This window comes from Arthrobacter sp. Y3221157 (genome assembly GCF_059089865.1).
The window spans coordinates 1-24,252 of the sequence record NZ_JBNHFD010000040.1; the positions used below are offsets into that span (position 1 = coordinate 1).

General features: G+C 66.0%; 25 protein-coding genes and 2 riboswitches. Of the genes, 9 read left to right on the plus strand and 16 right to left on the minus strand.

The window, feature by feature from the left end; all coding sequences use genetic code 11:
- The 8 genes from AC5RTT_RS11730 to AC5RTT_RS11765 form a co-directional block, all read right to left on the minus strand.
- Positions 1 to 953: molybdopterin-binding protein (locus AC5RTT_RS11730; protein WP_494145334.1), on the minus strand; the 953-nt coding region annotated here is incomplete at its 3' end.
- Positions 950 to 1,243 (minus strand): DUF6457 domain-containing protein, encoded by a 294-nt coding sequence (locus AC5RTT_RS11735; protein ID WP_494145335.1) that lies wholly within the window; start codon positions 1,241 to 1,243, stop codon positions 950 to 952. The genes AC5RTT_RS11730 and AC5RTT_RS11735, both read right to left, overlap by 4 nt.
- A gap of 15 nt (positions 1,244 to 1,258) precedes the next feature.
- Entirely contained in the window at positions 1,259 to 1,933 is a 675-nt protein-coding gene (gene mobA / locus AC5RTT_RS11740; protein ID WP_494145336.1) for a molybdenum cofactor guanylyltransferase, read from the minus strand.
- 52 nt (positions 1,934 to 1,985) lie between these two features.
- Positions 1,986 to 2,486 (minus strand): HNH endonuclease, encoded by a 501-nt coding sequence (locus AC5RTT_RS11745; protein ID WP_133352094.1) that lies wholly within the window; start codon positions 2,484 to 2,486, stop codon positions 1,986 to 1,988.
- Between the two features lie 289 nt (positions 2,487 to 2,775).
- The gene (locus AC5RTT_RS11750) at positions 2,776 to 3,549 is read right to left on the minus strand and encodes an NlpC/P60 family protein (protein WP_494011701.1); all 774 of its coding nucleotides are present in this window, start codon (positions 3,547 to 3,549) and stop codon (positions 2,776 to 2,778) included.
- Positions 3,550 to 3,709: 160 nt separating this feature from the next.
- Positions 3,710 to 4,393, minus strand: a complete 684-nt coding sequence (locus tag AC5RTT_RS11755; RefSeq protein WP_494145337.1) for a C40 family peptidase — start codon at positions 4,391 to 4,393, stop codon at positions 3,710 to 3,712.
- Positions 4,394 to 4,463: 70 nt separating this feature from the next.
- A riboswitch (cyclic di-AMP (ydaO/yuaA leader) is annotated at positions 4,464 to 4,642 on the minus strand.
- A 128-nt stretch (positions 4,643 to 4,770) separates the two neighbouring features.
- Positions 4,771 to 5,592, minus strand: a complete 822-nt coding sequence (locus tag AC5RTT_RS11760) for a M23 family metallopeptidase (RefSeq protein WP_494145355.1) — start codon at positions 5,590 to 5,592, stop codon at positions 4,771 to 4,773.
- Between the two features lie 10 nt (positions 5,593 to 5,602).
- Positions 5,603 to 5,822, minus strand: a riboswitch (cyclic di-AMP (ydaO/yuaA leader).
- A gap of 131 nt (positions 5,823 to 5,953) precedes the next feature.
- Positions 5,954 to 6,649: an iron-dependent transcriptional repressor DtxR gene (locus tag AC5RTT_RS11765; RefSeq protein ID WP_494145338.1), complete on the minus strand. Its 696-nt coding sequence runs from the start codon at positions 6,647 to 6,649 to the stop codon at positions 5,954 to 5,956.
- A 283-nt stretch (positions 6,650 to 6,932) separates the two neighbouring features.
- On the opposite strand from AC5RTT_RS11765, the gene serC reads away from it, so the two are divergent.
- The gene (gene serC / locus AC5RTT_RS11770) at positions 6,933 to 8,063 is read left to right on the plus strand and encodes a phosphoserine transaminase (protein ID WP_494145339.1); all 1,131 of its coding nucleotides are present in this window, start codon (positions 6,933 to 6,935) and stop codon (positions 8,061 to 8,063) included.
- A gap of 82 nt (positions 8,064 to 8,145) precedes the next feature.
- Here serC and AC5RTT_RS11775 read toward each other — a convergent pair whose 3' ends face one another.
- Together AC5RTT_RS11775 and AC5RTT_RS11780 are read right to left on the minus strand one after the other, a co-directional pair.
- The gene (locus AC5RTT_RS11775) at positions 8,146 to 8,760 is read right to left on the minus strand and encodes a DUF3027 domain-containing protein (protein ID WP_494145340.1); all 615 of its coding nucleotides are present in this window, start codon (positions 8,758 to 8,760) and stop codon (positions 8,146 to 8,148) included.
- A 6-nt stretch (positions 8,761 to 8,766) separates the two neighbouring features.
- Positions 8,767 to 9,150 carry a cold-shock protein gene (locus tag AC5RTT_RS11780; protein WP_493976444.1) on the minus strand — a complete coding sequence of 128 codons (384 nt, stop codon included), beginning with the start codon at positions 9,148 to 9,150 and terminating at the stop codon, positions 8,767 to 8,769.
- A gap of 203 nt (positions 9,151 to 9,353) precedes the next feature.
- On the opposite strand from AC5RTT_RS11780, the gene AC5RTT_RS11785 reads away from it, so the two are divergent.
- The 7 genes from AC5RTT_RS11785 (at position 9,354) to AC5RTT_RS11815 (ending at position 16,921) form a co-directional block, all read left to right on the plus strand.
- Entirely contained in the window at positions 9,354 to 9,587 is a 234-nt protein-coding gene (locus AC5RTT_RS11785) for a hypothetical protein (RefSeq protein ID WP_494011706.1), read from the plus strand.
- 11 nt (positions 9,588 to 9,598) lie between these two features.
- On the plus strand, positions 9,599 to 12,082 hold the full coding sequence (locus AC5RTT_RS11790) for a helicase-associated domain-containing protein (RefSeq protein ID WP_494145341.1): 2,484 nt from the start codon (positions 9,599 to 9,601) through the stop codon (positions 12,080 to 12,082).
- Positions 12,083 to 12,095: 13 nt separating this feature from the next.
- Positions 12,096 to 13,742, plus strand: a complete 1,647-nt coding sequence (locus AC5RTT_RS11795; RefSeq protein ID WP_494145342.1) for a DNA repair helicase XPB — start codon at positions 12,096 to 12,098, stop codon at positions 13,740 to 13,742.
- A gap of 43 nt (positions 13,743 to 13,785) precedes the next feature.
- On the plus strand, positions 13,786 to 14,286 hold the full coding sequence (locus AC5RTT_RS11800; protein ID WP_494145343.1) for a DUF427 domain-containing protein: 501 nt from the start codon (positions 13,786 to 13,788) through the stop codon (positions 14,284 to 14,286).
- Between the two features lie 55 nt (positions 14,287 to 14,341).
- A complete protein-coding gene (locus AC5RTT_RS11805) occupies positions 14,342 to 15,052 on the plus strand; it encodes a response regulator transcription factor (RefSeq protein WP_009358145.1) in 711 nt (236 codons plus the stop codon).
- A gap of 2 nt (positions 15,053 to 15,054) precedes the next feature.
- Positions 15,055 to 16,527: a sensor histidine kinase gene (locus tag AC5RTT_RS11810; RefSeq protein WP_494145344.1), complete on the plus strand. Its 1,473-nt coding sequence runs from the start codon at positions 15,055 to 15,057 to the stop codon at positions 16,525 to 16,527.
- 106 nt (positions 16,528 to 16,633) lie between these two features.
- Positions 16,634 to 16,921: a WXG100 family type VII secretion target gene (locus tag AC5RTT_RS11815; protein ID WP_494011711.1), complete on the plus strand. Its 288-nt coding sequence runs from the start codon at positions 16,634 to 16,636 to the stop codon at positions 16,919 to 16,921.
- Between the two features lie 19 nt (positions 16,922 to 16,940).
- Here the strand turns inward: AC5RTT_RS11815 and AC5RTT_RS11820 are convergent, their stop codons facing one another.
- On the minus strand, positions 16,941 to 17,969 hold the full coding sequence (locus AC5RTT_RS11820) for an RNase H family protein (protein ID WP_494145345.1): 1,029 nt from the start codon (positions 17,967 to 17,969) through the stop codon (positions 16,941 to 16,943).
- 216 nt (positions 17,970 to 18,185) lie between these two features.
- On the opposite strand from AC5RTT_RS11820, the gene AC5RTT_RS11825 reads away from it, so the two are divergent.
- Positions 18,186 to 19,496, plus strand: coding sequence for an ABC transporter substrate-binding protein (locus AC5RTT_RS11825; RefSeq protein ID WP_494145346.1), 1,311 nt, complete (start codon positions 18,186 to 18,188; stop codon positions 19,494 to 19,496).
- Positions 19,497 to 19,594: 98 nt separating this feature from the next.
- Here the strand turns inward: AC5RTT_RS11825 and groL are convergent, their stop codons facing one another.
- The 5 genes from groL to AC5RTT_RS11850 all read right to left on the minus strand — a co-directional run bounded on the left by groL (position 19,595) and on the right by AC5RTT_RS11850 (position 24,191).
- On the minus strand, positions 19,595 to 21,223 hold the full coding sequence (gene groL / locus AC5RTT_RS11830; RefSeq protein ID WP_138134342.1) for a chaperonin GroEL: 1,629 nt from the start codon (positions 21,221 to 21,223) through the stop codon (positions 19,595 to 19,597).
- A 297-nt stretch (positions 21,224 to 21,520) separates the two neighbouring features.
- Entirely contained in the window at positions 21,521 to 22,789 is a 1,269-nt protein-coding gene (locus tag AC5RTT_RS11835) for an ABC transporter substrate-binding protein (RefSeq protein ID WP_494145347.1), read from the minus strand.
- Positions 22,786 to 22,992: a cold-shock protein gene (locus tag AC5RTT_RS11840; RefSeq protein WP_494011715.1), complete on the minus strand. Its 207-nt coding sequence runs from the start codon at positions 22,990 to 22,992 to the stop codon at positions 22,786 to 22,788. The genes AC5RTT_RS11835 and AC5RTT_RS11840 overlap by 4 nt, the downstream gene beginning before the upstream one ends.
- A gap of 170 nt (positions 22,993 to 23,162) precedes the next feature.
- Positions 23,163 to 23,807: a LytR C-terminal domain-containing protein gene (locus AC5RTT_RS11845; RefSeq protein WP_494145348.1), complete on the minus strand. Its 645-nt coding sequence runs from the start codon at positions 23,805 to 23,807 to the stop codon at positions 23,163 to 23,165.
- A gap of 42 nt (positions 23,808 to 23,849) precedes the next feature.
- On the minus strand, positions 23,850 to 24,191 hold the full coding sequence (locus tag AC5RTT_RS11850) for a DUF3263 domain-containing protein (protein WP_494011717.1): 342 nt from the start codon (positions 24,189 to 24,191) through the stop codon (positions 23,850 to 23,852).
- Positions 24,192 to 24,252 lie beyond the last annotated feature (61 nt).

A 24,252-nucleotide genomic window follows, 5' to 3' on the forward strand; every position in this document is an offset into this window, starting at 1 on the left:
AGCCCCAGCACGAACCGGCCGTCCGGCAGCTCAGCCAGCACGGCGGGATGCCCGGGCCGCATGGCCACGCCATCCACCAGGAGCCGCCCGCCCAATTCGGCCACCGCCCTGCGCAGGTGGTCAGTACCGGAGCGGCCGGTCCCGCCTGTGGTAATCACGACGTCGGCGGGCAGGTCCGGCACGCCTGGCATCTCCGGGACCACATCCTCCAGGGCGGCGAGCCATTCCTGGTAGGAGTCACCGATCCTTTGCTGGCCACCGGCGATGCCGCCCAGCATCGTGACCACCGCAGGAAGTTGCGGACCGAACGTGTCCCGCACCTTGCCCGGAACGGGAAGTCCCTGCGCCACCACCTCGGAGCCTGTCAGCAGGAGCCGCACCAGCGGTTTCCCCTGGACACGCAGCTCGTCATACCCCGCGAGGGCAGCGAGGGCCAGATGGGCCGGATTCAGCTCCACCCCGGCGGCGACCAGGAGGTCACCCTCCATGGCTTCCTCGCCCGCCTTCCGGATATGCTGCCCGGTCCGGGGCTCGCCGGGGCGCGTATTGCCGCCCGTTGTCAGGATCGGCAGACCGTCGTCGTCTTTGCCCAGCACGGCATTCTCGCTGCGAAGGACGGCCTTGCCTCCGGGGGGTATCAGGCCGCCTGTCACGATCGGGCTGGCCTGGTGCGGCGCCAGCCTTGTCCCCGGTTCCACCGGAATCCAGGGCCCTGTCCCGTTGACTACCCACCCGTCCATCGCGGAGGACGCGTAGTGGGGCATGTCCTGCAGTGCCACAATGTCCTGGTCCAGCCTGCGTCCAAGGGCCAGGCCGAGCGCTACGGGCCCGGCAGGGATCGGCGTGGCGGCATCAAAAGCCGCCTGCCGGGCTTCTTCCCAGGTGTGGGCGAGATGGTGATGCGCGTCCTGCCCTTCGCCTTCGCCGGCTTCTGAGGGGGGCTCCTCCGTCATTCGCCGGGAGTCCCGGCGGCTTCAGCATCGTAGTCGGCGGCCAGGGAGCGGGCCACGGCGAGGGCCGAGTCCATGGAGGCGGCGTCTGTTGCCCGGCCTGCCCCTGAGGCGAGGCCGGCGGCATAGCCTGCAATAAAGGTGGTCAGCGGGGCGGCCGGGCGCACCACGGAGTGGGCAGCCACTCCGGCGAGCGAGAGAATGGCATTGATATCCACCTGGACGTCTTCGAGTTCATAGGCCTGGAGCAGTGACCTGCACCATTCCTCCAGCGTCTCTTCCTGGCTTTTCATGAACTGCCTCCCAAGTTAACTGCGGCTGCGCCGGCCCTGGTCATCGTCGTGGTGGCCGGCGGAAATCCCTAGCGCGGCAGCATCGTCCCACGTATCCACATCAGCTGTTGAGGCGGCGGATACGGTGACAAGCTGCACGTCCAGACTAGCAAGGAGGGAGCGGACAGAGCCGTTGATTAAGGCTCCCCTGGCGGCGAGCTCGTGCACGGCTTTTTTTAGCACGGCCGTGCGGTAAAAACCCGCCAGCGGCTGGGCCCTGCCTTGGGGAGTGCCATCGTCAGATGCGGCCATAACCACGTCGGGCCTGCCGGCACCGCCGCCAGCCAGTTCCGCTGCCAGCGCAGAGGAGAGGCGGGCCACGGCATCCGACACCAACGGCATGTCGCAGGCCAGCACCAGCGTGTACTCCGCTTCTCCGCCAGCCCTTGACAGCACCTCCAGCCCCGCAGCAATGGCGGCGGCGGGGCCTGCAAACTCTGGCTGCTCCCGGCAGGACAGAACGCCCTCCGGCAGGCGCCCCGGATCCGGACCGACCACCACAGTCCGGCGCGCACCGGACGCCGCATCAAGGGATCGTTCCAGCAAGGTGGCACCGCCGAAAAGCAGGTGCTGTTTCGGCACTCCGCCGAGTCGGGAGGACCGGCCTCCGGCGAGGATCAGGGCATCGAAATGCGGCATTGGCTCTTGCACCGTTCCAGCCTAGCCAGCGGCAGGCAGGGACGCACAAACAGGGAAGGACCGGTCAGGCAGCGCGCTCGGGCAGCAGGAAGGGGTCCCACGCGGGGGTGGGCTTCTCCAGCTCCTTGATCTGCCAGATGGTGCCGCGCGGAGGCTCCGGAACGAAGCGCAGCTTCCAGCCCATTTCCGCGGGCGTATGGTCACCCTTGGCGTTGTTGCAGCGGAGGCAGGCAGCCACGAGGTTTTCCCAGGAGTCGGCTCCGCCGCGTGATTTTGGGTGGACATGGTCGATCGTGTGCGCAGCCTTGCCGCAGTAGGCACACTTGTGCCCGTCCCGTCTCAGCACACCCCGTCGGCTGACGGCGGTGGCCTGGTTGTAGCGCGGGCGGATGTAGCGGTTGAGGAGGATCACCGAGGGGCGGCCCAGTATTTCCTGTGGCCCCACCACGGGGTCGTCCCCTTCGGCCACCACGCTCGCCTTGCCCGTGAGCACAAGCACCAGCGCCCGACGGAAAGTGACAACCGCCAGCGGTTCATATCCAGCATTCAGAACGAGAGTGCGCATGCACGTACCTCTTCACGGCCGCACCCGTCAGGGGCACGAGGGCCGGCTGCCCTCGGCATGTCCGGGCTATGGATCGACACCACAAGAGTAAACACAGAAGCGCACTATCAGCTAATCGCCCTCGGGAAGGCATTTGATCCGTCAGCTGGCAGGCATCTCCTGGAGCCCTCCGCACGGACCGGCCGCAGGCCCCGCCTGCTTCCCTTAAAAGGGAAAGGACCCCTGCTTTGTGGGCAGAGGTCCTTTCTCCATCCCCGGCCGTCGAGGGCGCCGGCCGGGGACGCGGGGTCTAGTTGACGCGGATGAAAACCGGGCCGGAGCCAACGTTGGCGCTGAAGACAACCGTCTGGTTGCCGTTGTAGCCGCCGTGGACCGCCTGGCCGTTGCCTGCGTAGACAGCAATGTGCGCCATGCCGGCGCCGCCGTCAGCGTAGTAGATCAGGTCGCCGGGCTGGGCTTCGGCAGCGCTCACCGTGCGGCCCAGTGACAGGTAGCCTGCAGGCCAATCGTGGAAGTTGATGCCAACGGCCGCCAGGGAGTTGGTCACCAGCATGGTGCAGTCCTGCATGACACCCAGCTGGGCGTAGGCGGCGGACAGGATGGCTGCACCCTTGCCGCTGGCGGAAGCCGGAGCGGCAGGAGCAGACGCAGCAGAAACCTTGGCGGTGACCTTCGGAGCGGGAGCGGTCTGGGCAACCGGGGCAGGGGCCGCCGGCGCGGCTTCCTCTACCTCAACCTCGGGCTCTTCCACGACCACGGGCGCCGGCGTGGTGGTGACGGCAGGCTTCTCGTAGGTGATGGCGATGGTGGAAGCAGCGGAGATGGGAGCTTCGATGGCCGATTCAACTTCCAGGGCGGACGCCGGAGCGGAGTCACGCTGGATGTTGGCGTCGGCAGCGTTGGCGGCGACGCCGCTGGTCAGCACCAGGCCGGAGGCGGCAGCGATCACGGCGGCCTGGCGACCTACGCCGCCGGCGTTGTCGCCCACAGCCTTGGCAATGACGGCGATCGAGCTGGTTTTGGTGACCTCGGCACGGTGCCGTGCGGTAGCACGAGTAGTCATCAGTTCTCTCTTTCGATTACCTCGGGGCCTGTGGGCAACCCGAGAGTTTTGGACGCGCCGGCATCTTGGGGGTACGTCGGCGCGCCCCGAACGGGGATGGTGGTTTAGCGAAAAAGTGCGGGCAAAGAAATAGTTCCCGGGGCCGAAGCCCCAAGAACTATTAGCCTGCGAGGGTGTAGAAGGAGGAGGTGCCGGTGGCGGCGACGGAGTGCAGCAGAGTGCCCTGGGAGGGGTTGAGTGCGCTGATCATCATGCCGTTGCCGACGTAGATGCCGACGTGCGCGCCGCCGTTCTGCATCACCAGGTCACCCGGCTGGGGGGTGGAGGTGGGGGTCATGGCGGTCCATGCGTTCACGCGGGGGATGCTGATGCCGGCCTGGGCGTAAACCCACTGGGTAAAGCCCGAGCAGTCCCAACCGGAGGTGGGGCTGGTGCCACCCCAGACGTAGGGGCTGCCAATGCCGGTGTAGGCAATGGCGGCGAGGCCGGTGGTGGCCGCAGAAGCGGCAGTCGCAACAACCTTTTCTGCCGCGGTTGACGCGGTTGACTCGGCGGAGGTGGCGGTCTCGTCCTCGTCGTCGGAGGTTGACAGCACGGTCACGCGTTCAACAACGGGGGCGGCGACGGTGGTGACCACCGGGCGCTCGAAGGAAACGGTGGCGGTAGGTGCTGCGGTGACTGCAAGTGCTGTCTGCGCGGAACCGGACTCGGTGGAAGCGGAGACACCGGCGGTGGTGTCCGCGGTGGCCGGCAGTCCCATGGCAAGGACAAGGCCGGAAGCGGCTGCAACAACAGCAGCCTGGCGACCAACTGTCCCGGCGTTGGCACTAACAGCCTTGGACACGGCGTCCAAAGGGTTGGTACGGACCGGTTGCGCACGGTGGCGCGCAGAATTATGGCGTGAAGACACGAAGGTAGCCTCTCCCAATGCCTGCGAGGTGAGCTGTCGGATTCGGATGGGAGTCACCCGGCCGCGGCGCTTCAAGGAAGCTTTGCGACTTAACCCCAAGGCCTTCCGTGAAGAAGGCCAAAATTGGTTCCCCCGCCCCTGCCAGACGATGAAATGCGAACGGACCTTGAGCGGTGGCAGAGTTAGGCAATCCGCACAAGAGCGTCAACTTCGGAAAAGTTGACGCGAGTTAGACGGTACAGGAGTTTTGACTGAATGTCACATTCAGGTCACGGCTGGTCACGGCAATTCGAGAGTCAGCAATCATTTGACTAGAGCCAGCCCGTCGGATCCACTACTTCGCCGTTGACCTGCACCTCAAAGTGCAGGTGGCATCCGGTGGAGGCTCCGGTGGTTCCGCTCAGTGCCACAACCTCGCCGCGCGAGACAGTCTGGCCCTCAGTCACATTGAAGGACGAGAGGTGGTTGTACGTGGTCTCCAGGCCGTTTCCGTGGTCGATCACCACACGGTTTCCGCCGCCGAACTGGTGCCAGCCGACGAACGTCACGGTGCCGGTGGCGGCCGCGAGAACCGAGGTCCCGCACTGGGCAACGTAGTCCTGCCCGCGGTGGAAGTCGCCGGATCCGCCCGTGATGGGGCTGACGCGGTAACCGAAGGGCGAGGCTGTGGTCAGCGACGCCAGCGGGGCGCCCAGGCTTCCGGTGGATGCGGCGCGGGAAACGGCGCCGGCGGACTGAGCGCTCAGGAGCTGCTTGAGCTTGCCGTCCGGATCCGCCTGGGTCACTACGGCCGAGCGGCTGAAGTCGATCTGCGCTCCGGCTTCGGCGGAGATAGCGGGCTGCGGGGTGACAGCGGTGGCCGCAACAGGCGCAAGGCCAGCCCCGTCGGTGGCCATGACCGGGCTGGTCGCCGGAACAGTCACGGTGAGCACCAAACCGGTGGCAGCCAGTGCCATGCCGGCTTTCTGGCCGATGCCGCTCGCCGAGGCGAACTCGGTGATCTGCCGGAACGGACCCCGACGGCGCCGCGCATCACGGTGGAGATCGCGGGGGCGCTCCGTGTGGATGACTTCGGCGACGCGCGGCGCCGAAGCGGGGCCAGCGGCGCGGCGGCGCCCCCTGGAGGTCTGCATGGACAAGAAGGATTCCTCTCTGGAAAGCCTGCGAAGTTAGCTGTCGGATTCGGGTCAGAGAGTTCAAAGACCCGGTCCGCCGTAAGCAAGCTTCGGCACAGAGATATCCGCTGAGGGATTCCTTCACTGGAAGAGGCTTGCTGCTGACGGACTTCACCCCAAGGCAGTCCCCCGCTGCCGCTTGTGGTTCCCCCGCCTCTGCCAGTTAGTGACTCGTGCTCCCGATCCGCTGGCAGAGCTCGGCTCCGGATCAGGTAACGCTTTTGTATCAACGCTTGGTTCAACTATAGGGGCTTAAGGCCGTAGGTAACAATTCCGTTATCTCGGAGTTACCGGCCTCACACCGGGCGGTTCGGCCTTCCTAGCGAACGTGAACGAACACGTGTGCGGCAACCTCCGGCGGAAGTTCCAGAGCGCCTTCAATGCCGGGCACGCGGACCGAGATGTAGTCGCCCACACGTTCAAGGGTTACCGCCGCGCCTGGGCGGATGCCTCCCTCATCGAGCTGGGACAGCAGTTCAGGCTCCACCTGAATGGGCTCTGCCAGCCGGCTGACCGTGACCTCCGACGCAGGCCCGTAGGACTTCATGGCTTCCAGGAGGCTCGTTACCGTATCAGCGGAGGCAAGAGCGGGCTGGCCACCAAGTGCGGCAAGGCCCGGGATCGGATTGCCGTACGGCGATTCGGTGGGATGGTCCAGCAACTCGTAGATGCGCCGCTCCACCCGCTCGCTCATCACGTGCTCCCAGCGGCAGGCTTCGTCGTGCACATAGGCCCAGTCCAGCCCGATCACGTCGGCCAGGAGCCGCTCGGCCAGGCGATGCTTGCGCATGACCTCGGTGGCGCGCTTGCGGCCGACTTCGGTGAGCTCCAGATGCCGGTCGCCGGAGACCACAACCAGGCCGTCGCGCTCCATCCTGCCGATGGTCTGGGACACCGTGGGACCCGAGTGGCGCAGGCGTTCCGCGATACGGGCCCGCAGGGCAACGATGTTCTCTTCTTCCAGTTCCAGAATGGTCCGAAGGTACATCTCCGTAGTGTCGATCAGATCCGTCATCCAGCTCAGCTCCTCGAGCGCAGTACCTTGCGTTGTCCCACCGTATCGCTGTTCACCGCGACGTAGTCCGTTGGCTAGCTTAGCCTATTTTGACTTAGTCCGAATAGTTGGAAGCCGCCCGGCAACCCGTCTCAGTGGCTGGACTATGACGGTCCCGGTTCCCGCCGAATCAGCTGTTCAGGCAGAATGGGAAAGGCCTTCGATGCAGTCATTGCCGATTGCGCGCCAGCGACCATCCACCCGTCCGGACCTAAGCCGCGTCCACGCCGAAATTGGAGCCCCCGTGAGCGAACCAAGCATCACTATTCCTGCCGATCTCCTCCCCAAGGACGGGCGGTTCGGCGCCGGACCTTCAAAAGTCCGCCAGGAGCAGATTGATGCGCTGTCCGCCGCATCGAAGAACGTCCTGGGCACCTCGCACCGGCAGGCTCCGGTCAAGAACCTCGTCGGTTCAGTCCGCGAGGGCCTCAGCCAGTTCTTCCGCGCCCCGGAAGGATATGAAGTTGTCCTGGGCGTGGGCGGTTCCACGGCGTTCTGGGATGTTGCCAGCTTCGGCCTGGTGGAGCAGAAGGCCCAGCATCTGTCCTTCGGTGAGTTCGGTTCCAAGTTCGCGGCCGCCACCAACAAGGCACCGTTCCTGGACGCCTCCTCCATCATCAAGTCCGAGCCCGGCACCCGGCCGGTGGCGCAGGCAGAGGCCGGCGTGGACGTCTATGCTTGGCCGCAGAACGAGACCTCCACGGGCGTGTCCGCACCGGTCAAGCGGGTGGCAGGCGCGGATGAGGATGCACTGGTGCTGGTGGATGCCACCTCTGCAGCCGGCGGCCTGGACGTCGATGTGGCTGAGAGCGACGTCTACTACTTTGCCCCGCAGAAGAACTTCGCCTCCGACGGCGGACTGTGGCTTGGCTTGTTCTCCCCTGCTGCGCTGGAACGCGCCGCACGGGTCAAGGCAAGCGGCCGCTGGATTCCCGATTTCCTGGACCTGCAGACCGCCATTGACAACTCACGCCTCAACCAGACGTACAACACCCCGTCCCTGTCCACCCTGGTGACATTGGACGCCCAGGTGCAGTGGCTGAACTCAAACGGCGGGCTGGACTTCGCCGCGGCCCGGACAGCCGACTCGGCAGGGCGCATCTACAGCTGGGCCGACGCCGCCGAGTTCGCCACCCCCTTCGTCGCCAACCCGGATGAGCGCTCGAACGTCATTGCCACCATTGACTTCGACGAATCAGTGGATGCCGCCGTCGTAGCCAAGGTACTGCGCACCAACGGCATCGTGGACACTGAGCCGTACCGGAAGCTGGGCCGCAACCAGCTCCGGATTGCCACGTTCGTTGCCATCGAGCCTGACGACGTCTCCGCACTGCTGGCCAGCATCGACTACGTGGTGGGCCAGCTCCGCAAGTAGCCTTTCCTTCAGTACGACGGCGCCGCCCGGGTTTCGCCCGGACGGCGCCGTTTGTGTATCCCGGCCAGGGAACGTTCAGCAGTTACTCGCTGCCGGCGTCGCTCGCCTTAGGCGGCGCGGCAGGATCATCCGTGAAATCGGCATCGGCGGCGTCGGATTCCGTGAAACCGGCATCGGCGTCAGGTTCGGCAACAGCCGCGGCGGAAACTGCCGGTGCGGTTTCTTCAGATTCGGAGGCTTCCCGTTCCTGCTGCTGCTCGTCCTCCGGACGGACGCGCTCAGCCCACGGCACCCATTCAGGAGCGAGGATCGAATCCTCGCTCGGCAGCAGGCCCAGCTCGCTGACGGTGACCACCTTGGAGCGGGAGTTACGGGTTACCACCGCATACCATTGCCAGCCGCCGTAGCCGGCGAGCTTCGACTCGAACAGGTGCGTGACCAAACGGTCGCCTTCGCTCTTGGCTGCGAGGTGCCGCCCGATGTCCCCGGCGGCCGTGATGCCCTCCAGCGCGGTGCGGGCCGTATCGACGGCACCGGCAAGGAAGGCGTCCGGCTTGCCGGTCCGCCATACCGGCACGCCTGCCCGGCGTTTTGGCGCGTTCCTGGCCACCGCCGGGGCTGTTCCCGCTGCAGGAGCCGTCGCGGCACCTGCAGCGTCGTGCACCTGCGTCTGCGGCTGTTCAGCTTCCGGACTCATCGGCTGCTAAACGTCCAGCTCGTCGGCAACCTTACGCAGGGCAGCCGCGATTGCCTTGCCCTTGTTGCCTTCCGGGTATTTTCCTTTGGACAGCGTGCCGGACAGATTGTCCAGCACGCTCACCAGGTCCTGGACCAGCGGTGCGAGGTCCCGGGCGGCGGGCCGCTTGGCCTTTGCGATGGACGGCGTCTTGTCCAGGACCCGCAGGCCCAGGGCCTGGGCGCCCTTGCGGCCGTCGGCCACGCCGAATTCCACTCGGGTGCCGGCCTTGAGCTCCGTCACGCCCTCGGGCAGCGACGATTTGGGCAGGAAAACCTCCTGGCCGTCCTCGCCTGCCAGGAACCCGAAGCCCTTGTCCTTGTCATACCACTTGACCTTGCCGGTAGGCACGTAATCAACCTTCTTCTGCTGTCATGAGACACGGCCAGCCGCCACCGCATCCGCATTGTTGTGCGGGTTCAAGGTATGGCTGCTCTAAACCGTGTTGGTCTATATCCTTCAAGGTTATCCTGCCCGCTGCCCTATTCACGCTTCCAACAGGGCCAGGCAACAGCGTTCACGCCGGGTGCCCGGAGCGCTGTAGCGTTACATTCATGACACCCTCGCGCTACCGGCGGCCCATCATGATCGCGGCCGCAGTCATTGCAGTGCTTTCCCTGGTGGCCGTGGGAGCAGTGATGGCCCTCGCTTTTGCCGGGTCGGTGGCGCCGTCATGGGTAACGTACGCGGCCCTGTATGGCCTGCCGGTAGCGTTTCTCCTCATGCTCTTCCTCGTCCTGGACAGTGTTGCCGGGCGGCGCCGGGCAGGAAAGCCCGACCAGCGGTAACGTTGGGACTGATGTCCCTCATACGCGCGCTCGGCAAGGATCTGGAGTCACGCAGCGACGACTCGTTGCGTGCGCTGTTCGCCGCGCGGCCGGACCTGATGTCCCCTGCTGTTCCCGATTTCTCCGCCCTCGCTGCCCGCGCCAGTTCCCGGGTCAGCGTCCAGCGGGCCCTTGAACGGCTCAACCGGCCCCAGATGCAGGTGCTGGAAACCCTTCACCTGTGCACCAATACGGATACCGAGCACAGTGCTTCGGCCGCGGGGCTGCGCAAGATGATTTCCGGTGCCACCGTGGCCACCGTCGAGCAGATCCTGGCCGGGCTGCAGGAACTGGCACTGGTGCACCGGGCGGCCCCGCCGCACGGGACACCCGCCGCAGGCACCAGGCAGCACTACTACCTGCCGGTCGGGTGCCTCAAGGATGTTGTGGGACTCTACCCGGCCGGCCTTGGCCGGAGCTACACGGAACTGGTGCGCCTCCAGCCGGCGTTTGCCCAGCGCGCGGTCCAGCTGGTCTCCGAACTGCACCACAGCGGCGCCGCCATCCAGGATGCAACCACCCCCATGGAGGCCGCCCTCGCCCTGCAGCACTGGACGTCCTCCCCCGAGGCGCTGAAGGGTATCCTCGCCGGCGCGCCGGAACGCACGACGGCGTTGCTCGGCAGGTTCCGCAACTGGGCCATGGGTGCCGTCCCCCAGGCGCAACGCAAGGCTTCCGTCACGACGGAAGGTTCCGACGTCGGGCCGATTGACTGGCTCCTGGCCCGCGGCCTGCTGGTACCGCTCGATGCGGCACACGTGGAACTGCCGCACAGCGTGGGACTGTCCCTGCGCGGCGGCGTGATCATCGACGACTTCGCCCTCACACCGCCCGTTCCGGAGCTGGGCTGGACCACTGCCATGCTGCGGAGGAACGCGGCGATGAGCGCCATCTCCGAGACGCTGCGGCTGGTGGGCGAACTTCTGCACGCCGTACGGGAACAGCCCCTGACGACGCTGCGCAGCGGCGGGGTGGGGGTACGGGAAACGCGCCGGCTTGCCGAACTGCTCCGCGTTGAGCAGGCGCGGGTTGGGTTGCTGCTGGAACTGTGCGGGCTCGCGGGCCTGATACGGCTGGATGTGGACTCGTCGTCCTGGGTCCAGCCGCCGGAGCTCGAGTGGCTTGGACTGCCCCGGCAGGAGCAATGGCTGTGGCTGGTTAACGCCTGGCTGGCCAGCGAGCGGGTCCCGTCCCTGGTGGGCCAGCCCGTCAATGGCGCCCAGGGGCTGCCGGCGGCACACCGCACCGCCTCCGGCAGCACCATCGTGCCGCTGTCCGCCGAGCCCCAGCGCCCCGATGCCCCGGTGATCCGCAAGCGCATCCTGGAGATACTGCACGAACTCACCACCGAAGCCGCGGCCCAGGACGGAGCGGCTCCCGTGCTGGACGCCGCCGCCGTCCTCCAGCGCGCCGAGTGGGCCCAACCCCGGATGGCGCGGCGGTTCAGCTCGCTGATCCGCGGCGTCCTGGCGGAGGCCGAACTGCTTGGACTGGTGGGGTCCGGGGCGCTGACGCAATTGGGCAGCGCCTTCGCGGAGGACCGACCGGACGCGGCCCTGTCGATCCTGGGAGAACACCTTCCGGCTGCCTTGAACCATGTGCTCCTGCAGGCGGACCTCACCGCTGTTGCACCCGGATACCTCGCCCCTGAACTGACCGAAAAGCTCCTGGTCATGGCCGACGCCGAGGGCCAGGGGCCCGCCACCATCTACAGGTTCACGGACAGTTCCATCCGCCGCGCGCTCGATTCCGGCTATGACGCGCCGGGGCTGCTGGAGTTCCTGCGGGAGCACTCCGCCACCGCCGTACCCCAGCCGCTCGAGTACCTGGTGGAGGACACCGCCTCACGGCACGGCCGCGTGCGCGTGGGGCAGGCGGCCAGCTTTATCCAGAGCGAGGACGAGGCTGCATTGCTCGAGCTCCTGTCCGGGCCCAAGGCGGCCGGGCTGGGGCTCGTCAGGATTGCGCCCACGGTCCTCATCTCCACGGCACCGCCGCGGCAGGCAGCCCAGGTTCTGCGGAGCCTGGGGCTGTCCCCTGCCGTGGAAGGAGCTGAGGATCCTGCCGTCCGGCTCCGGCGGAACCCCGTTCCGCAGGAAAGCCTCCGGCCCGTCTATACGCCGCCCCGCTCGGCTCCTGCTGATGAAGACGTGGATGCCCAGCTGGCGGTACTGCGCCAGGCGGGTGCCGCCGTCGTACGCCATCCCGGCGGTGACCAGGCCGGTGAAGTGGCCACGCAGCTGGGGCTGGAGGTGCTGCAGCGGGCCATCCGGCTGAAGCAGCGGATCAGCATGAACGTGGTGGACAGCCTGGGGAATGCCAACCTTGAAGTTGTTGTTCCCCTATCCGTAAGCGGCGGGCGCGTCCGGGTGTTTGACCCCGCAAAGGAGACGGAGCGCGTCCTGTCCATCCACCGGATCATCGATGTTGAGGCCGCAGAGGAACTGCGCCAGTGAAGGACTCCCCCGCGTGAACGACGGACCCCTGATCGTCCAAAGCGATAAAACCATCCTCCTTGAGGTGGACCACGAGCTCGCCACCGAGGCGCGGCATGCCATCGCCCCGTTCGCCGAGCTGGAACGGGCACCCGAGCACATGCACAGCTACCGGCTCACGCCGCTGGGCCTGTGGAACGCCCGCGCCGCGGGACTGGACGCGGAAAAGGTGCTGGACACCCTGCTGAAGTACTCCCGGTTCCCCGTGCCGCATTCGCTGCTGATCGATATCGAGGAGACGATGTCCAGGTACGGCCGGCTCCGCCTGGAAAAGGATCCCCAGCACGGCCTGGTGATGCGGACGGACGACTACCCGGTCCTGGAGGAAGTAATCAGGGCCAAGAAGATCCAGCCCCTGCTGGGGCCCCGGATCGACGGCGAAACGGTGGTGGTGCACGCGTCCCAGCGAGGCCAGCTCAAGCAACTCCTGCTCAAGATCGGCTGGCCCGCGGAGGACCTGGCGGGTTATGTGGACGGCACACCGCACCTGATCGCACTGAACGAGGACGGCTGGCAGCTGCGACCCTACCAGCGGCTGGCCAGCGAGAATTTCTGGGCCGGCGGCAGCGGTGTGGTGGTGCTGCCCTGCGGTGCCGGCAAGACCCTGGTGGGGGCGGCAGCCATGGCCACCGGTTCCACCACCACCCTGATCCTGGTCACCAACACCGTTGCGGCACGGCAGTGGAAGGACGAGCTCCTGAAGCGCACGTCCCTGACCGACGACGAGATTGGTGAATACTCCGGCTCCGTGAAGGAAGTCCGTCCGGTCACCATCGCCACCTACCAGGTCCTGACAACCCGGCGCGGAGGCCTGTATCCGCACTTGGAACTGGTGGACGGCCACGACTGGGGCCTGATCATCTACGACGAAGTCCACCTGCTGCCGGCCCCGATCTTCCGCATGACGGCGGACCTGCAGGCGCGCCGCCGGCTCGGGCTGACCGCCACCCTGGTTCGGGAGGACGGCCGGGAAGGCGAGGTGTTCAGCCTGATCGGGCCCAAACGCTACGACGCGCCCTGGAAGGACATCGAGTCCCAGGGGTACATCGCCCCTGCTGACTGCGTGGAGGTCCGCGTGGACCTGCCCAAGGATGAGCGGGTGGCGTACGCCATGGCGGACGACGCCGACAAGTACCGGCTGTGTTCCACCTCCGAGTCCAAGACACACGTGGTGGAGGAGCTGGTGGCCCGGCATGCCGGGGAACAGCTGCTGGTGATCGGGCAGTACATCGACCAGCTGGATGACCTGGGCGGGCGCCTGGGAGCGCCGGTCATCAAGGGCGACACCTCCGTGAAGGTCCGCCAGCGGCTTTTTGATGAATTCCGTGCCGGAGACATCCAGACGCTGGTGGTGTCCAAGGTTGCCAACTTCTCCATCGACCTGCCCGAAGCCTCCGTGGCCATCCAGGTGTCCGGCTCCTTCGGGTCCCGGCAGGAGGAGGCCCAGCGGCTGGGGAGGCTGCTGCGGCCCAAGAAGGACGGCCGGGCAGCCCGCTTCTATTCGTTGGTGGCGCGGGACACTTTAGATCAGGATTTCGCAGCGAAGCGCCAGCGGTTCCTGGCCGAACAGGGCTACGCGTATCGGATCATGGACGCCAAGGACGTCGGCCAGCCCGGCTAGGGCTAGTCGTGCAGGGCGGCGGTGCCGGGTGCACACTGGAGTAATGCACGCCAGCAAAACCCCTGAGGTTCCCCTTCCCGGCCAGGAATCGGTGTGGGACTATCCGCGGCCGCCCAGAGTGGAACCAAGCAACGAGCGGATCCGGATCGTCCTGGGCGGGGAACTGGTCCTGGACACCACAAACTCGCTCCGGGTGCTTGAAACCAGCCACCCGCCCGTCTACTACTTTCGCCGGCAAGACTTCCGGTCTGGATCCCTCATCCCTATCGAGGGCAGCAGCTTCTGTGAGTTCAAGGGCACGGCCAGCTACCTGAGCGTCCACGGCGGCGGCATAGCCGCGGAACGGGCCGCGTGGTTCTATCCGGAGCCCATGGACGGCTACGCGGAGCTCGCGGGCCGCGTGGCCGTTTATCCCGGGAAGATGGACTACTGCGAGGTGGACGGTGAACGCGTGCGTCCGCAGGCCGGCGGCTTTTACGGTGGTTGGATCACCAGCCGGGTGGTTGGCCCATTCAAGGGCGGACCGGGAACGATGGGGTGGTAGGCAGTTTTCAGTAAACGTCCAGACAACTCCCAGTGACTGGGAGCATGATGGGAGTATGAACAAGACCGGTCCCGAAGCCAAGCTCCTCGTCGTCGACGACGAACCGAACATCCGCGAGCTGCTCTCCACCTCGCTGCGTTTCGCCGGGTTCGAGGTTGTCTCCGCCGCCAACGGCCGGGACGCGCTGGCCGCCGCGGATACGCACGCCCCTGACCTGGCCGTGCTGGACGTCATGCTTCCGGACATGGACGGGTTCACGGTGACCCGGAAGCTCCGCGCCTCCGGCAAGCACTTCCCCGTCCTCTTCCTGACGGCCAAGGACGACACCGAGGACAAGGTCACCGGACTGACGGTGGGCGGGGACGACTACGTCACCAAGCCGTTCAGCCTGGACGAGGTGGTGGCCCGGATCCGCGCCGTGCTGCGCCGCACCCAGCCGCTGCTGGACGACGACGCCGTCATCCGCGTGGGAGACCTCGAGCTCGACGACGACGCCCACGAGGTGCGCCGCGGCGGCACCGTAATCGAGCTCTCCCCCACCGAATTCAAACTGCTCCGCTACCTCATGCTCAATCCCAACCGTGTGCTGTCCAAGTCACAGATCCTGGACCACGTGTGGGAGTACGACTTCAACGGCGATGCATCCATCGTTGAGTCCTACATCTCCTACCTCCGCCGGAAGGTGGACATCGATCCCGAGGCGCCGGCCCTGATCCAGACAAAGCGCGGTGTGGGCTACGTGCTCCGGACGGCAGAAAAGCGCTGACCTTGCTGGAACGGTGGAAGTCCTCCTCCCTGAGGACGCAGCTGGTGGCCATGATCATGGCCCTGCTGATCGTGGCACTGACGGTGACCGGGGCCGGCACCCTCGCGCTGCTGCACAGCTACCTGCAGGGCCAGGTGGACGAGAAGCTGAACGCGGCTGTGGGGGTGGCCCGGAAACAGGGCTCATTCAGCCAGCTGCAGGCACCCAATCCGGTCCCCACGGATTACTCCCTGATCCTGTTTGCCCCCGGAGAGGAACCCATTCCGTTCGGCGGCGACCCCGATATCCATCCCGACATCAAGTCCATGTCGGTGGTGGCGGCGCAGGCACGGGGCGTGGTGCCGTACCAGGTCCGCGGCACGGACGGCGAGAACTGGCGGGTTGTCGCCGTTCCGGTCCAAACCAACCAGGGCGCCGGAGTGGTGGTCATTGGCCTGCCGCTGCAGAGCGTGGACGACGTCCTCAAACACGCCAGCCTGGTGGTGACCGGCGTTGGTCTGCTCACCCTGCTGCTGGCCTCCCTGATAGCCTCCTGGACGGTGTCCCGGTCCTTCCGGCCCCTGGCCAGGGTGGAAAAGACGGCGGCAGCCATTGCCGCCGGTGACCTGTCCCGGCGCGTGGAGGTCGAAAATCCAGCCACGGAAGTCGGCAGGCTCAGCAGTTCGTTGAATGCCATGCTTGCGCACATCGAAACGGCGTTTGCGGCCCGCACCGCCTCGGAAGCGAGGATGCGGCGGTTTGCCGCCGACGCTTCCCACGAACTGCGCACGCCGTTGGTGACCATCCGTGGTTATTCGGAGCTGTACCGGCATGGTGCCCTGGCAACCGACGAGGATGTGGCCACCGCCATGGGCCGGATCGAAAGCGAAGCCAAGCGCATGGGCTCCATGGTGGAGGACCTGCTGCTGCTGACCAGGCTTGACGAGCAGCGGCCGCTGCAGCAAAAGCCGGTGGACCTGCAGCTGATTGCGCACGACGCCGTGGTTGACACCCAGGCCAGCGACCGCTCGCGCGTCATTTCACTGACCGGGCTCGACGGCGGCCCGGCCTCCCCGGCGCCAGTGCTCGGCGACGAAGCCAAGCTTCGCCAGGTGGTGGGCAACCTCGTGGGCAATGCCCTCAGGTACACCCCGGAGGGCAGCCCCATCGAACTGGCCGTGGGTGTCCGGAGCACCAACAACGAAGCCTTTTCCATCATCGAGGTCCGCGACCACGGGCCCGGGATATCGGACGAGGACGCCTCCAAGGTGTTTGAACGGTTTTACCGGGCGGACACCTCGCGTACCCGCGAAACAGGAGGCAGCGGACTGGGCCTGGCCATTGTGGCCGCGATCGTGGGCTCCCACGGCGGATCAGTCCGGGTGGCCCAGACCGACGGCGGCGGGGCGACCCTGGTGGTCAGCCTGCCCTGCCGTGAGGACAATCCTCAGCAGGCCGATGCCACCGGCAGCGACGGCGAGGTTATCCACATATAGCGATCTCTCTTGGCGCGGGGCACGCCCGCGTTCCTAGGCTCGTTGCAGCACCCGGAAAGGCCGGGCGGGGAAGCTACTGCTGCCCACCATCGCGAAAGGCACTGCCATGAGCATCATTTCCGTCGATACCGAGCTGCTGCAGCTGAAGTCCGCCAACGTGCAGGCCACCGTGGACAGGATCAGCGCTGATGTCCAGGCCATGAAGCACGGACTGGACGAACTCCAGGGCTCCTGGCGCGGCTCTGCCGCAACCAACTTCCAGGCCCTGATAGCCGAGTGGACTCTGACTCAGGGCAGGGTTGAGGCCGCCCTGGCTTCCATCAACGCAGCCCTGGCATCCGCTGCCGCCACCTACGCCCAGGCGGAACAGGGCAACACCCAGCGTTTCAGCTAGGCCACGGGCCGTTTGCGTTTTACGCCTCCGGTGTTCCCTGGTGGAACCTCAGGCGCCAGCGGTCTCCGTCCAGGACCCACAGCGAACTCCGAAGGATGGTTCCCGAACGGGCGAAGCTCCGGTAGGTCAGGAGGACTGCACCCGCACCAATCCGGTCTGCGCCCAGTATCTCGATGTCGGTCCGCTCCCCCGGGTCCTCCTCAAGTGCCATCATCATCGCGTCGCGCGTCCACACCCGTCCTGAACTGCCGATCTCCATGAAATCAGGGTGCAGCAGGACGGCCGTGCGGCCGATGTCACCGCGCACCAACGGCCCCAGCAGCTCGCGCTCCAGCTCCTCCACGAGGGCTTCGGGCGGAGAGGCCTGCCGCTTGGCTTCAGCGACGTCGAAAGCGTCGTTTTCGAGCTGGCTGAACAGATCCGGTTCGTCCATGCTCGCCAGGGGCAGGGAGCCCCGTGTTCTTGTGGATCCGGCAGCACCCTGGGGGGTCACTGCAGGCTGTGTCCCTGTGCCCTGCCGCGTCTCCGTGGTTGCCTTCCCGGGCCGGGAGGCCGTGGCACCTGCCGAAATGGGGTGATGCCCGCCGGGGAAACCCGGGCCCGAGCGCGCGGCGACGCCTTGCTGATAGGCCGTGGCCGCAGCGCGGGCGCGTTCATCCGCCGCCTCATTCAGGTCGTGCCCGGCGTGCCCCTTGACCCACTCGAATGTGTACTTTCGGCCTGCAAGCTCCCGGTCCAGCTCCTTCAGGAGCTCAACGTTCAGGACGGGCTTGCCGTCGGCCTTGCGCCAGCCTTTGCGCTTCCATCCCGGCATCCACTTGGTGATGGAGTTGATGACGTATTGGCTGTCGCAGAGGATGCGCAGTTCCTCCTCCGGGAGGTGGGCTGTGGCGCGCAGAAGGTCAAGCACCGCCATCAATTCACCCTGGTTGTTGGTCCCGTGGGGCCACCCGCCTGCGCGCCAGCAGTCGTCATTCACGTACCAGGCCCAGCCGGCCGGGCCGGGATTTCCCAAGGCCGAACCGTCAGCCGCTGCAGTAATCGTCACCGGTCCATCCTCCCAGACCGGCACCACAATGATGGCACTTACCGGTTTGTCCGTCGCCGGGGCAGGGCGGCAGTGACCGAGAAAGCGTTTACCGAAAGTTCTTGACGCGCGGGAACCATTCGGGAAACAATCGCAGTACTATTCGAGAAAACGCTTTCCTGATTCCGGGCCGAGGACGCATTGGGAGGGGAAGGCGGCATTCAGGAAGGCACATCAATGACGATTCGGACTGTCAGCCGGCGGAAATTCCAACTCGGCGCAGCGGCCCTGGCACTTTCCATCCTCGCCACCGGCTGCGGAGCGCCGGGCGGCTCGGGCGGCGACGGGCAGGTCACCCTGCGCTTCGCCTGGTGGGGCAATGAGTACCTCAATGCCCAGACCGAAAAGGTCATCGCCGCTTTTGAGGCGGAACACCCCAACATCAACATCGAATCAGAACCGGGCGAGTGGTCCAGCTACTGGGACAAGCTCGCCACCAAGACTGCAGCGAATGACGCGCCGGACGTCATCCAGATGGACCAGAAATACATCGCCGAGTACGGCGGGCGGGGCGCCCTCTTGGACCTCGGAAAACAGGACGGGATCGACACTTCAAAGCTGGATAAGGAAGCCCTGTCGTCGGGCCAGTACGACGGTGCGCAGTACGGTTTGAGCACCGGCCAGAATGCCTATGTCATCATGGCCAACACCAAGGTTTTCGAAGCCGCGGGCGTGCCCCTCCCGGACGACACCACCTGGACCTGGGACGACTTTATGGACACGGCGTCGAAGATCAGCGCAGCCGGCGACGGAAAGAACTACGGTGCCGCATACGGCAGCAACGAAGCGGACCTGATCATTTGGCTGCGGCAGCACGGCGAAAACCTGTACTCTGCCGACGGCAAGCTGGACTTCGACACGGCGACGGCTGCGTCCTTCTGGGAACGCCTGAAGGAGCAACGGGACTCCAAGGCAAGCCCTCCGGCAACGGTGGCCACCGAGGACTCGGGCGCCGGCCTGGAGGAAAGCCTGTTCGGCACCAACAGGGTTGGCATGGCCTGGTGGTGGACCAACCAGCTGGGTTCACTGGAATCCACCACGGGCAGCAGCATCAAGATGCTCCGCGCCCCCAGCATCGACGGATCCGCCGCGGACAACGGGATGTACTACAAGCCCACAATGTTCTGGTCGGCTTCGTCACGCTCCAAGCATCCCGAGGAGACCGCCACCTTTATCAACTACCTGACCAACAGTCCAGAGGCCGGCGCCATCCTGATGACGGACCGGGGCGTGCCCACCAACCCGGAGATTGTCGAAAGCATTACCCCCGCCCTGAAGCCAGCAGACACCACGGTGGTGTCCTTCCTCAAGGACATTGCCCCGGACATGAAGGAAGCACCCCCGGTCCCGCCGGTGGGGGCTGGCAGTGTGCAGAACGTCATCAAGCGGTACACGGACGAAGTGCTCTACGACCGCCTCACTCCCCAGGCTGCCGCCGAAGCCTTCAAGAAGGAAGTCGAAGGGATGCTCTCCAGCGCACGGAAGTAGCGGCGCCCCGGTCCTCGAAAAATCCAGCCAAGAAAAAATGCGGCCCCTCGAAGAGGGGCCGCATTTCTTATAGCTGCGGGACTGGCCCGGCAGGAAGGCTAGAAGCCGCCCATGCCGCCCATCTCGTCGCCGCCGCCAACGGGAGCGGGGTTCTTCTCCGGCTTGTCGGCCACGACTGCTTCAGTGGTGAGGAACAGGCCGGCGATGGAGGCCGCGTTCTGCAGGGCAGAGCGGGTCACCTTGACGGGGTCGTTCACTCCGGCAGCCAGCAGGTCGGTGTATTCACCGGTTGCGGCGTTCAGGCCGTGGCCTGCGGGGAGGCCGCGGACCTTGTCCACCACCACGCCGGGCTCCATGCCTGCGTTGAAGGCAATCTGCTTCAGCGGGGCGTCGATGGCAACACGGACGATGTTGGCGCCGGTTGCTTCGTCGCCGGAGAGCTGCAGGTTGGCGAATGCCTTTGCGCCGGCCTGGATGAGGGCTACGCCGCCACCGGCGACTATGCCTTCTTCAACGGCAGCCTTTGCGTTGCGCACGGCGTCCTCGATGCGGTGCTTGCGCTCCTTGAGCTCAACCTCGGTTGCGGCACCGGCCTTGATGACTGCGACACCGCCGGCCAGCTTGGCCAGGCGCTCCTGCAGCTTCTCGCGGTCGTAGTCGGAGTCGGAGTTTTCGATCTCGGCGCGGATCTGGGAAACGCGGCCGGCGATCTGGTCGGCGTCGCCTGCACCCTCGACGATGGTGGTCTCGTCCTTGGTCACAACAACCTTGCGGGCCTTGCCCAGCAGCTCCAGGCCGGCGTTCTCCAGCTTCAGGCCGACTTCCTCGGAGATGACCTGGCCGCCGGTGAGCACGGCGATGTCGGCGAGCTGTGCCTTGCGGCGGTCACCGAAGCCCGGAGCCTTGACGGCGACGGACTTGAAGGTGCCGCGGATCTTGTTGACGATCAGGGTGGCCAGGGCCTCGCCCTCGATGTCTTCGGCGATGATCAGCAGCGGCTTGTTGGACTGCATGACCTTTTCGAGGACAGCAACCAGTTCCTTGACGTTGGAGATCTTGGAGTTGACGATCAGGATGTACGGGTCCTCGAGGACCGTTTCCTGGCGCTCTGCGTCCGTGACGAAGTAAGCGGAGATGTAGCCCTTGTCGAAGCGCATGCCTTCGGTGAGTTCGAGCTCCAGGCCAAAGGTGTTGGATTCCTCGACCGTGATGACGCCTTCCTTGCCAACCTTGTCCAGGGCTTCGGCAATAAGCGCACCGATTTCGTCGTCGCCGGCGGAGATCGAGGCCGTGGCGGCGATCTCTTCCTTGGTTTCGATTTCCTTGGCGGAGTTCAGCAGTTCGGCGGTGACAGCGTCAACAGCCTTTTCGATGCCGCGCTTCAGGGACAGCGGGTCGGCGCCGGCGGCAACGTTGCGCAGGCCTTCCTTGACCAGGGCCTGGGCCAGCACGGTAGCGGTGGTGGTGCCGTCGCCTGCGACGTCATCCGTCTTCTTGGCAACTTCCTTGACCAGCTCGGCGCCGATCTTCTCGTAGGGATCGTCCAGCTCGATCTCCTTGGCGATGGAAACACCATCGTTGGTGATCGTGGGGGCGCCCCACTTTTTTTCGAGGACGACGTTGCGTCCACGCGGGCCGAGGGTGACCTTAACGGCGTCGGCGAGGGTGTTCAGGCCCCGCTCAAGGCCGCGGCGTGCCTCTTCATCAAATGCAATGATCTTGGCCATAACGGCAGTGGTCCTTTCGGGACGGTCGTTAAGAATGAACCTTCGCTGCAGTGCCCGCGACGGACGGTCCTTTGCCGGCGGCCTCTGTATGCCTCCGGGTGCGGACCTCACTCCAGTTAGGTGTTTCTTGGCTCCTAGCCCGATGCCGCGCACCACCCGGTTGAAGCAGGCTTCGCGTTAGCAGTCGGTACGTCAGAGTGCTAAGTCAATAATTAGCACTCCCTACGTGAGAGTGCAAGCGAAGGGCGATTGAAGCGGCGGGCCGGCAGGGAGTATTCGCTGACGGCGATCAGCGCGTCAGTTTCCGCTGCGCCCCGCTGTTTCGCTGCCGCTGGGTGCCGGCAGGTTGTCGGCGCCATACGTGAAGACCCTGAAGTTCGCGGTGGTGATGTCTCCGTTGGCGTCGAACGCGACGGGGCCCGATTCGCCGTCGTAATTGATCTCATCACCCGCCGCCAGCCCGGCGACGCAGTCCTTGTAGGTGGAGCAGGCGGGAGCCTCGGCCGAACCGCCGGCAGTGCCGCCGGACACGCTGATGAGGTTGGCGGCGATGGAACGGCCGGCGTCGTCCTGTGCCCGGGCCGCGGCCAGCGCCGCGAGGGTGACGGCGTCGTAGGCCTCGGCGGCGAAGGAAAGATCCTTCAATTGGCCGTCAACAGCGAGCAGCCGTTCCTGGAATCCGGCGGAGGGAAGCTGTCCGGGGACCACGGCACGGGCACCCTCCAGTGCCTTGGCGCCCAGCTTGGACCCGTAATGGGCGAAGGCTCCATCGCTGAGGATGATGCGGGAGCCGGCGATCCCGGCATTGCCCAGTTCCGTGAGTGCGCCCTGGGCGCCTTCGCGGGCCACCAGGATCACGGCATCGGCACCGGCCTCCCCTGCCGCGCCGGCGGCCCGGCCCGCCTCCCCCGGAGGGAACTCCCCGGTTGCCGCAACGTCCAGTCCGGCCGGGCCCGCTGCTTCGGAAATGGCATCGGCGACTTCCTTGCCGTAGGCGCCTTCCTGGTACACCACGGAAACGGAGGCAGCACCGGCATTCTTCGCAAGCTTCACCAGGACGGGTGCCTGGGCGATGTCCGCGGCGGCCGTGCGGAAGTAGTAACCGCCAGAGTCCGTGCCGGTAAGTCCTGCAGCCGTGTTGGCCGGCGAGATCAGCGGTGTCCTGGCCCGGGAGAGAACATCAATGACAGCGGGTGCGTGGGTCGAATCGGTGGGTCCTATGACAACGTCTGCCTTGCCGGCCACCAGTGCATGTGCCTGTGCCGCGGCATCCTGGCCCGACTCGACCGGCAGGAGTTCCACCGGCCTGCCCTTGTGGCCGCCGGTCGCGTTGATCTCCCTGACCGCGAGCCTGGCCGCGGCAAGCTGGGAGTCATTGAGGAAACTGCTGTCACCGGCGTTGTCCAGGACCAGGCCAACCCGCAGGATGCCGTCGCCTGACGCCTCGACTGACTCTACGCGGACGTTGCCGGTGACTCCGGAACAGGCAGTGGCAGCCAGGAGGGCACAAGTGGAGAGGGCGAGCGCCGGACGGATACGGACGGCGGAAACGGGGAAATGCTTCACTCGGCCGGCCGGACGCTTTCGGCCTGCGGGCCCTTCTCGCCTTCGCCGACTTCAAGCTCAACGCGCTGCCCCTCATCCAGCGCGCGGTAGCCCTCACCCAGAATGGCGGACCAGTGGACAAAGATGTCGTCGCCGGATCCGTCAACGGTGATGAAGCCGTAGCCCTTTTCCGCGTTGAACCATTTCACGGTTCCCAGTGCCATGCTGACCAACTCTTTCCGTTGAGACCGGGGACTCAGGAGCCCGAATGATGCTTGCCTGCCCCGAACCGGACCCTGGACTTCACTTTAGCCAATGCCTGCCTGGCGCTGCAGGTGTCCGGGAGTGGAGCCGGGAATAGTTATTTACGCGTGACCGGCCGGACCGGGGATTCTCACCGGTAACCGGGTCCCAGCACCACAACCAGGGGAACCTGGAAGTCCGCGCTGCTGACCAGCGTGGAGACGCCCAGCAGCCGCGCGAGGGCTTGGGCGTTGGCCAGCTGTTCAGGTCCGGCGTAGAAGATGGTGGAACCCTGCTGCGGCGCTCCGGCCCAGTTGCCAACCTGCCCCAGGGTCCAGCCGTCCGCCTGGACGGTTCCGCCCACCCGCCCCGCCAGGCCTGCCGCTCCGGTGGCGTTGTAGACGGCAACGGGCTGGGTCCGGTCAAGGAAGACCTGCGCTTGCGCCGCGGTGGTGGCTTCGGGAACGGCCGCGGCACTGGGCGATGGCCCGGTCGACGCCGATGGCGTGGCTTCCGCAGTAGGTTCCGGGGTGCTTTCAGGGCTGGCCGAAGGCGTTGTCCCCGTTTCCGCCAGCGGGGCCGCTTCCTGGCTGGAAGATACCTGGGCACCCGTGCCGCTGAAGCCAAGTTTCGGAAGGATCAGGAAAGACACCAGCCCGATGGCCAGCGCCGCCACCCCTACTGCCAGGATGGGCCAGAGACGTACCCGCGAGGGCGCAGAAGCAGTGCGGTGGACACCTTGCCGCTGGGGGTTTTCCGGGACCTTGTCGAATTCGTCGCGGGCGTATCTGGTCATGGCTGACTTCCTTGGGAATTGCTGCTGGGGGCGCGGGTGGTCCTAGGTGTCGGAGCCCAGGCGCCGGGCGGTCCGGGCACGGTGGCGGGACGTACGTAGTCTACGCAGTCTTTTGACCAGCATGGGATCGTGGGCGAGTGCATCCTCGCGGTCGATCAGGGCGTTCAGCAGCTGGTAGTAGTGGGTGGCAGAGAGGTCGAAGAGCTCCCGGATGGCCTGTTCCTTGGCTCCGGCGTACTTCCACCACTGACGCTCAAGCGCCAGCATCTGCTGCTCGCGTTCATTGAGCGGGGACTCGCGCAGCGTGAAGTCCGCCAGCAGGGTGTTCCGTGGTTCCTGCTCCGGCAATTCCTCGGGCAGATGTTCCCGGGCCGGTTCCGCCACGGCACACTCCTTCGAGGTCTAGGGGAAATGTCTTACCTCCATGCTACGGAGGAATAACAGC

Excerpts from the sequence above, each read along its gene's own strand:
- AC5RTT_RS11750 (WP_494011701.1), bottom strand. The coding sequence starts at position 3,549 with ATGACTACTCGTGCTACCGCACGGCACCGTGCCGAGGTCACCAAAACC.
- AC5RTT_RS11745 (WP_133352094.1), bottom strand. The coding sequence starts at position 2,486 with ATGCGCACTCTCGTTCTGAATGCTGGATATGAACCGCTGGCGGTTGTC.
- AC5RTT_RS11800 (WP_494145343.1), top strand. The coding sequence starts at position 13,786 with ATGCACGCCAGCAAAACCCCTGAGGTTCCCCTTCCCGGCCAGGAATCG.
- AC5RTT_RS11845 (WP_494145348.1), bottom strand. The coding sequence starts at position 23,807 with ATGACCAGATACGCCCGCGACGAATTCGACAAGGTCCCGGAAAACCCC.
- groL (WP_138134342.1), bottom strand. The coding sequence starts at position 21,223 with ATGGCCAAGATCATTGCATTTGATGAAGAGGCACGCCGCGGCCTTGAG.
- AC5RTT_RS11815 (WP_494011711.1), top strand. The coding sequence starts at position 16,634 with ATGAGCATCATTTCCGTCGATACCGAGCTGCTGCAGCTGAAGTCCGCC.
- AC5RTT_RS11760 (WP_494145355.1), bottom strand. The coding sequence starts at position 5,592 with ATGCAGACCTCCAGGGGGCGCCGCCGCGCCGCTGGCCCCGCTTCGGCG.
- AC5RTT_RS11785 (WP_494011706.1), top strand. The coding sequence starts at position 9,354 with ATGACACCCTCGCGCTACCGGCGGCCCATCATGATCGCGGCCGCAGTC.
- AC5RTT_RS11805 (WP_009358145.1), top strand. The coding sequence starts at position 14,342 with ATGAACAAGACCGGTCCCGAAGCCAAGCTCCTCGTCGTCGACGACGAA.
- AC5RTT_RS11765 (WP_494145338.1), bottom strand. The coding sequence starts at position 6,649 with ATGACGGATCTGATCGACACTACGGAGATGTACCTTCGGACCATTCTG.
- AC5RTT_RS11735 (WP_494145335.1), bottom strand. The coding sequence starts at position 1,243 with ATGAAAAGCCAGGAAGAGACGCTGGAGGAATGGTGCAGGTCACTGCTC.
- AC5RTT_RS11775 (WP_494145340.1), bottom strand. The coding sequence starts at position 8,760 with ATGAGTCCGGAAGCTGAACAGCCGCAGACGCAGGTGCACGACGCTGCA.
- AC5RTT_RS11840 (WP_494011715.1), bottom strand. The coding sequence starts at position 22,992 with ATGGCACTGGGAACCGTGAAATGGTTCAACGCGGAAAAGGGCTACGGC.
- AC5RTT_RS11825 (WP_494145346.1), top strand. The coding sequence starts at position 18,186 with ATGACGATTCGGACTGTCAGCCGGCGGAAATTCCAACTCGGCGCAGCG.
- AC5RTT_RS11790 (WP_494145341.1), top strand. The coding sequence starts at position 9,599 with ATGTCCCTCATACGCGCGCTCGGCAAGGATCTGGAGTCACGCAGCGAC.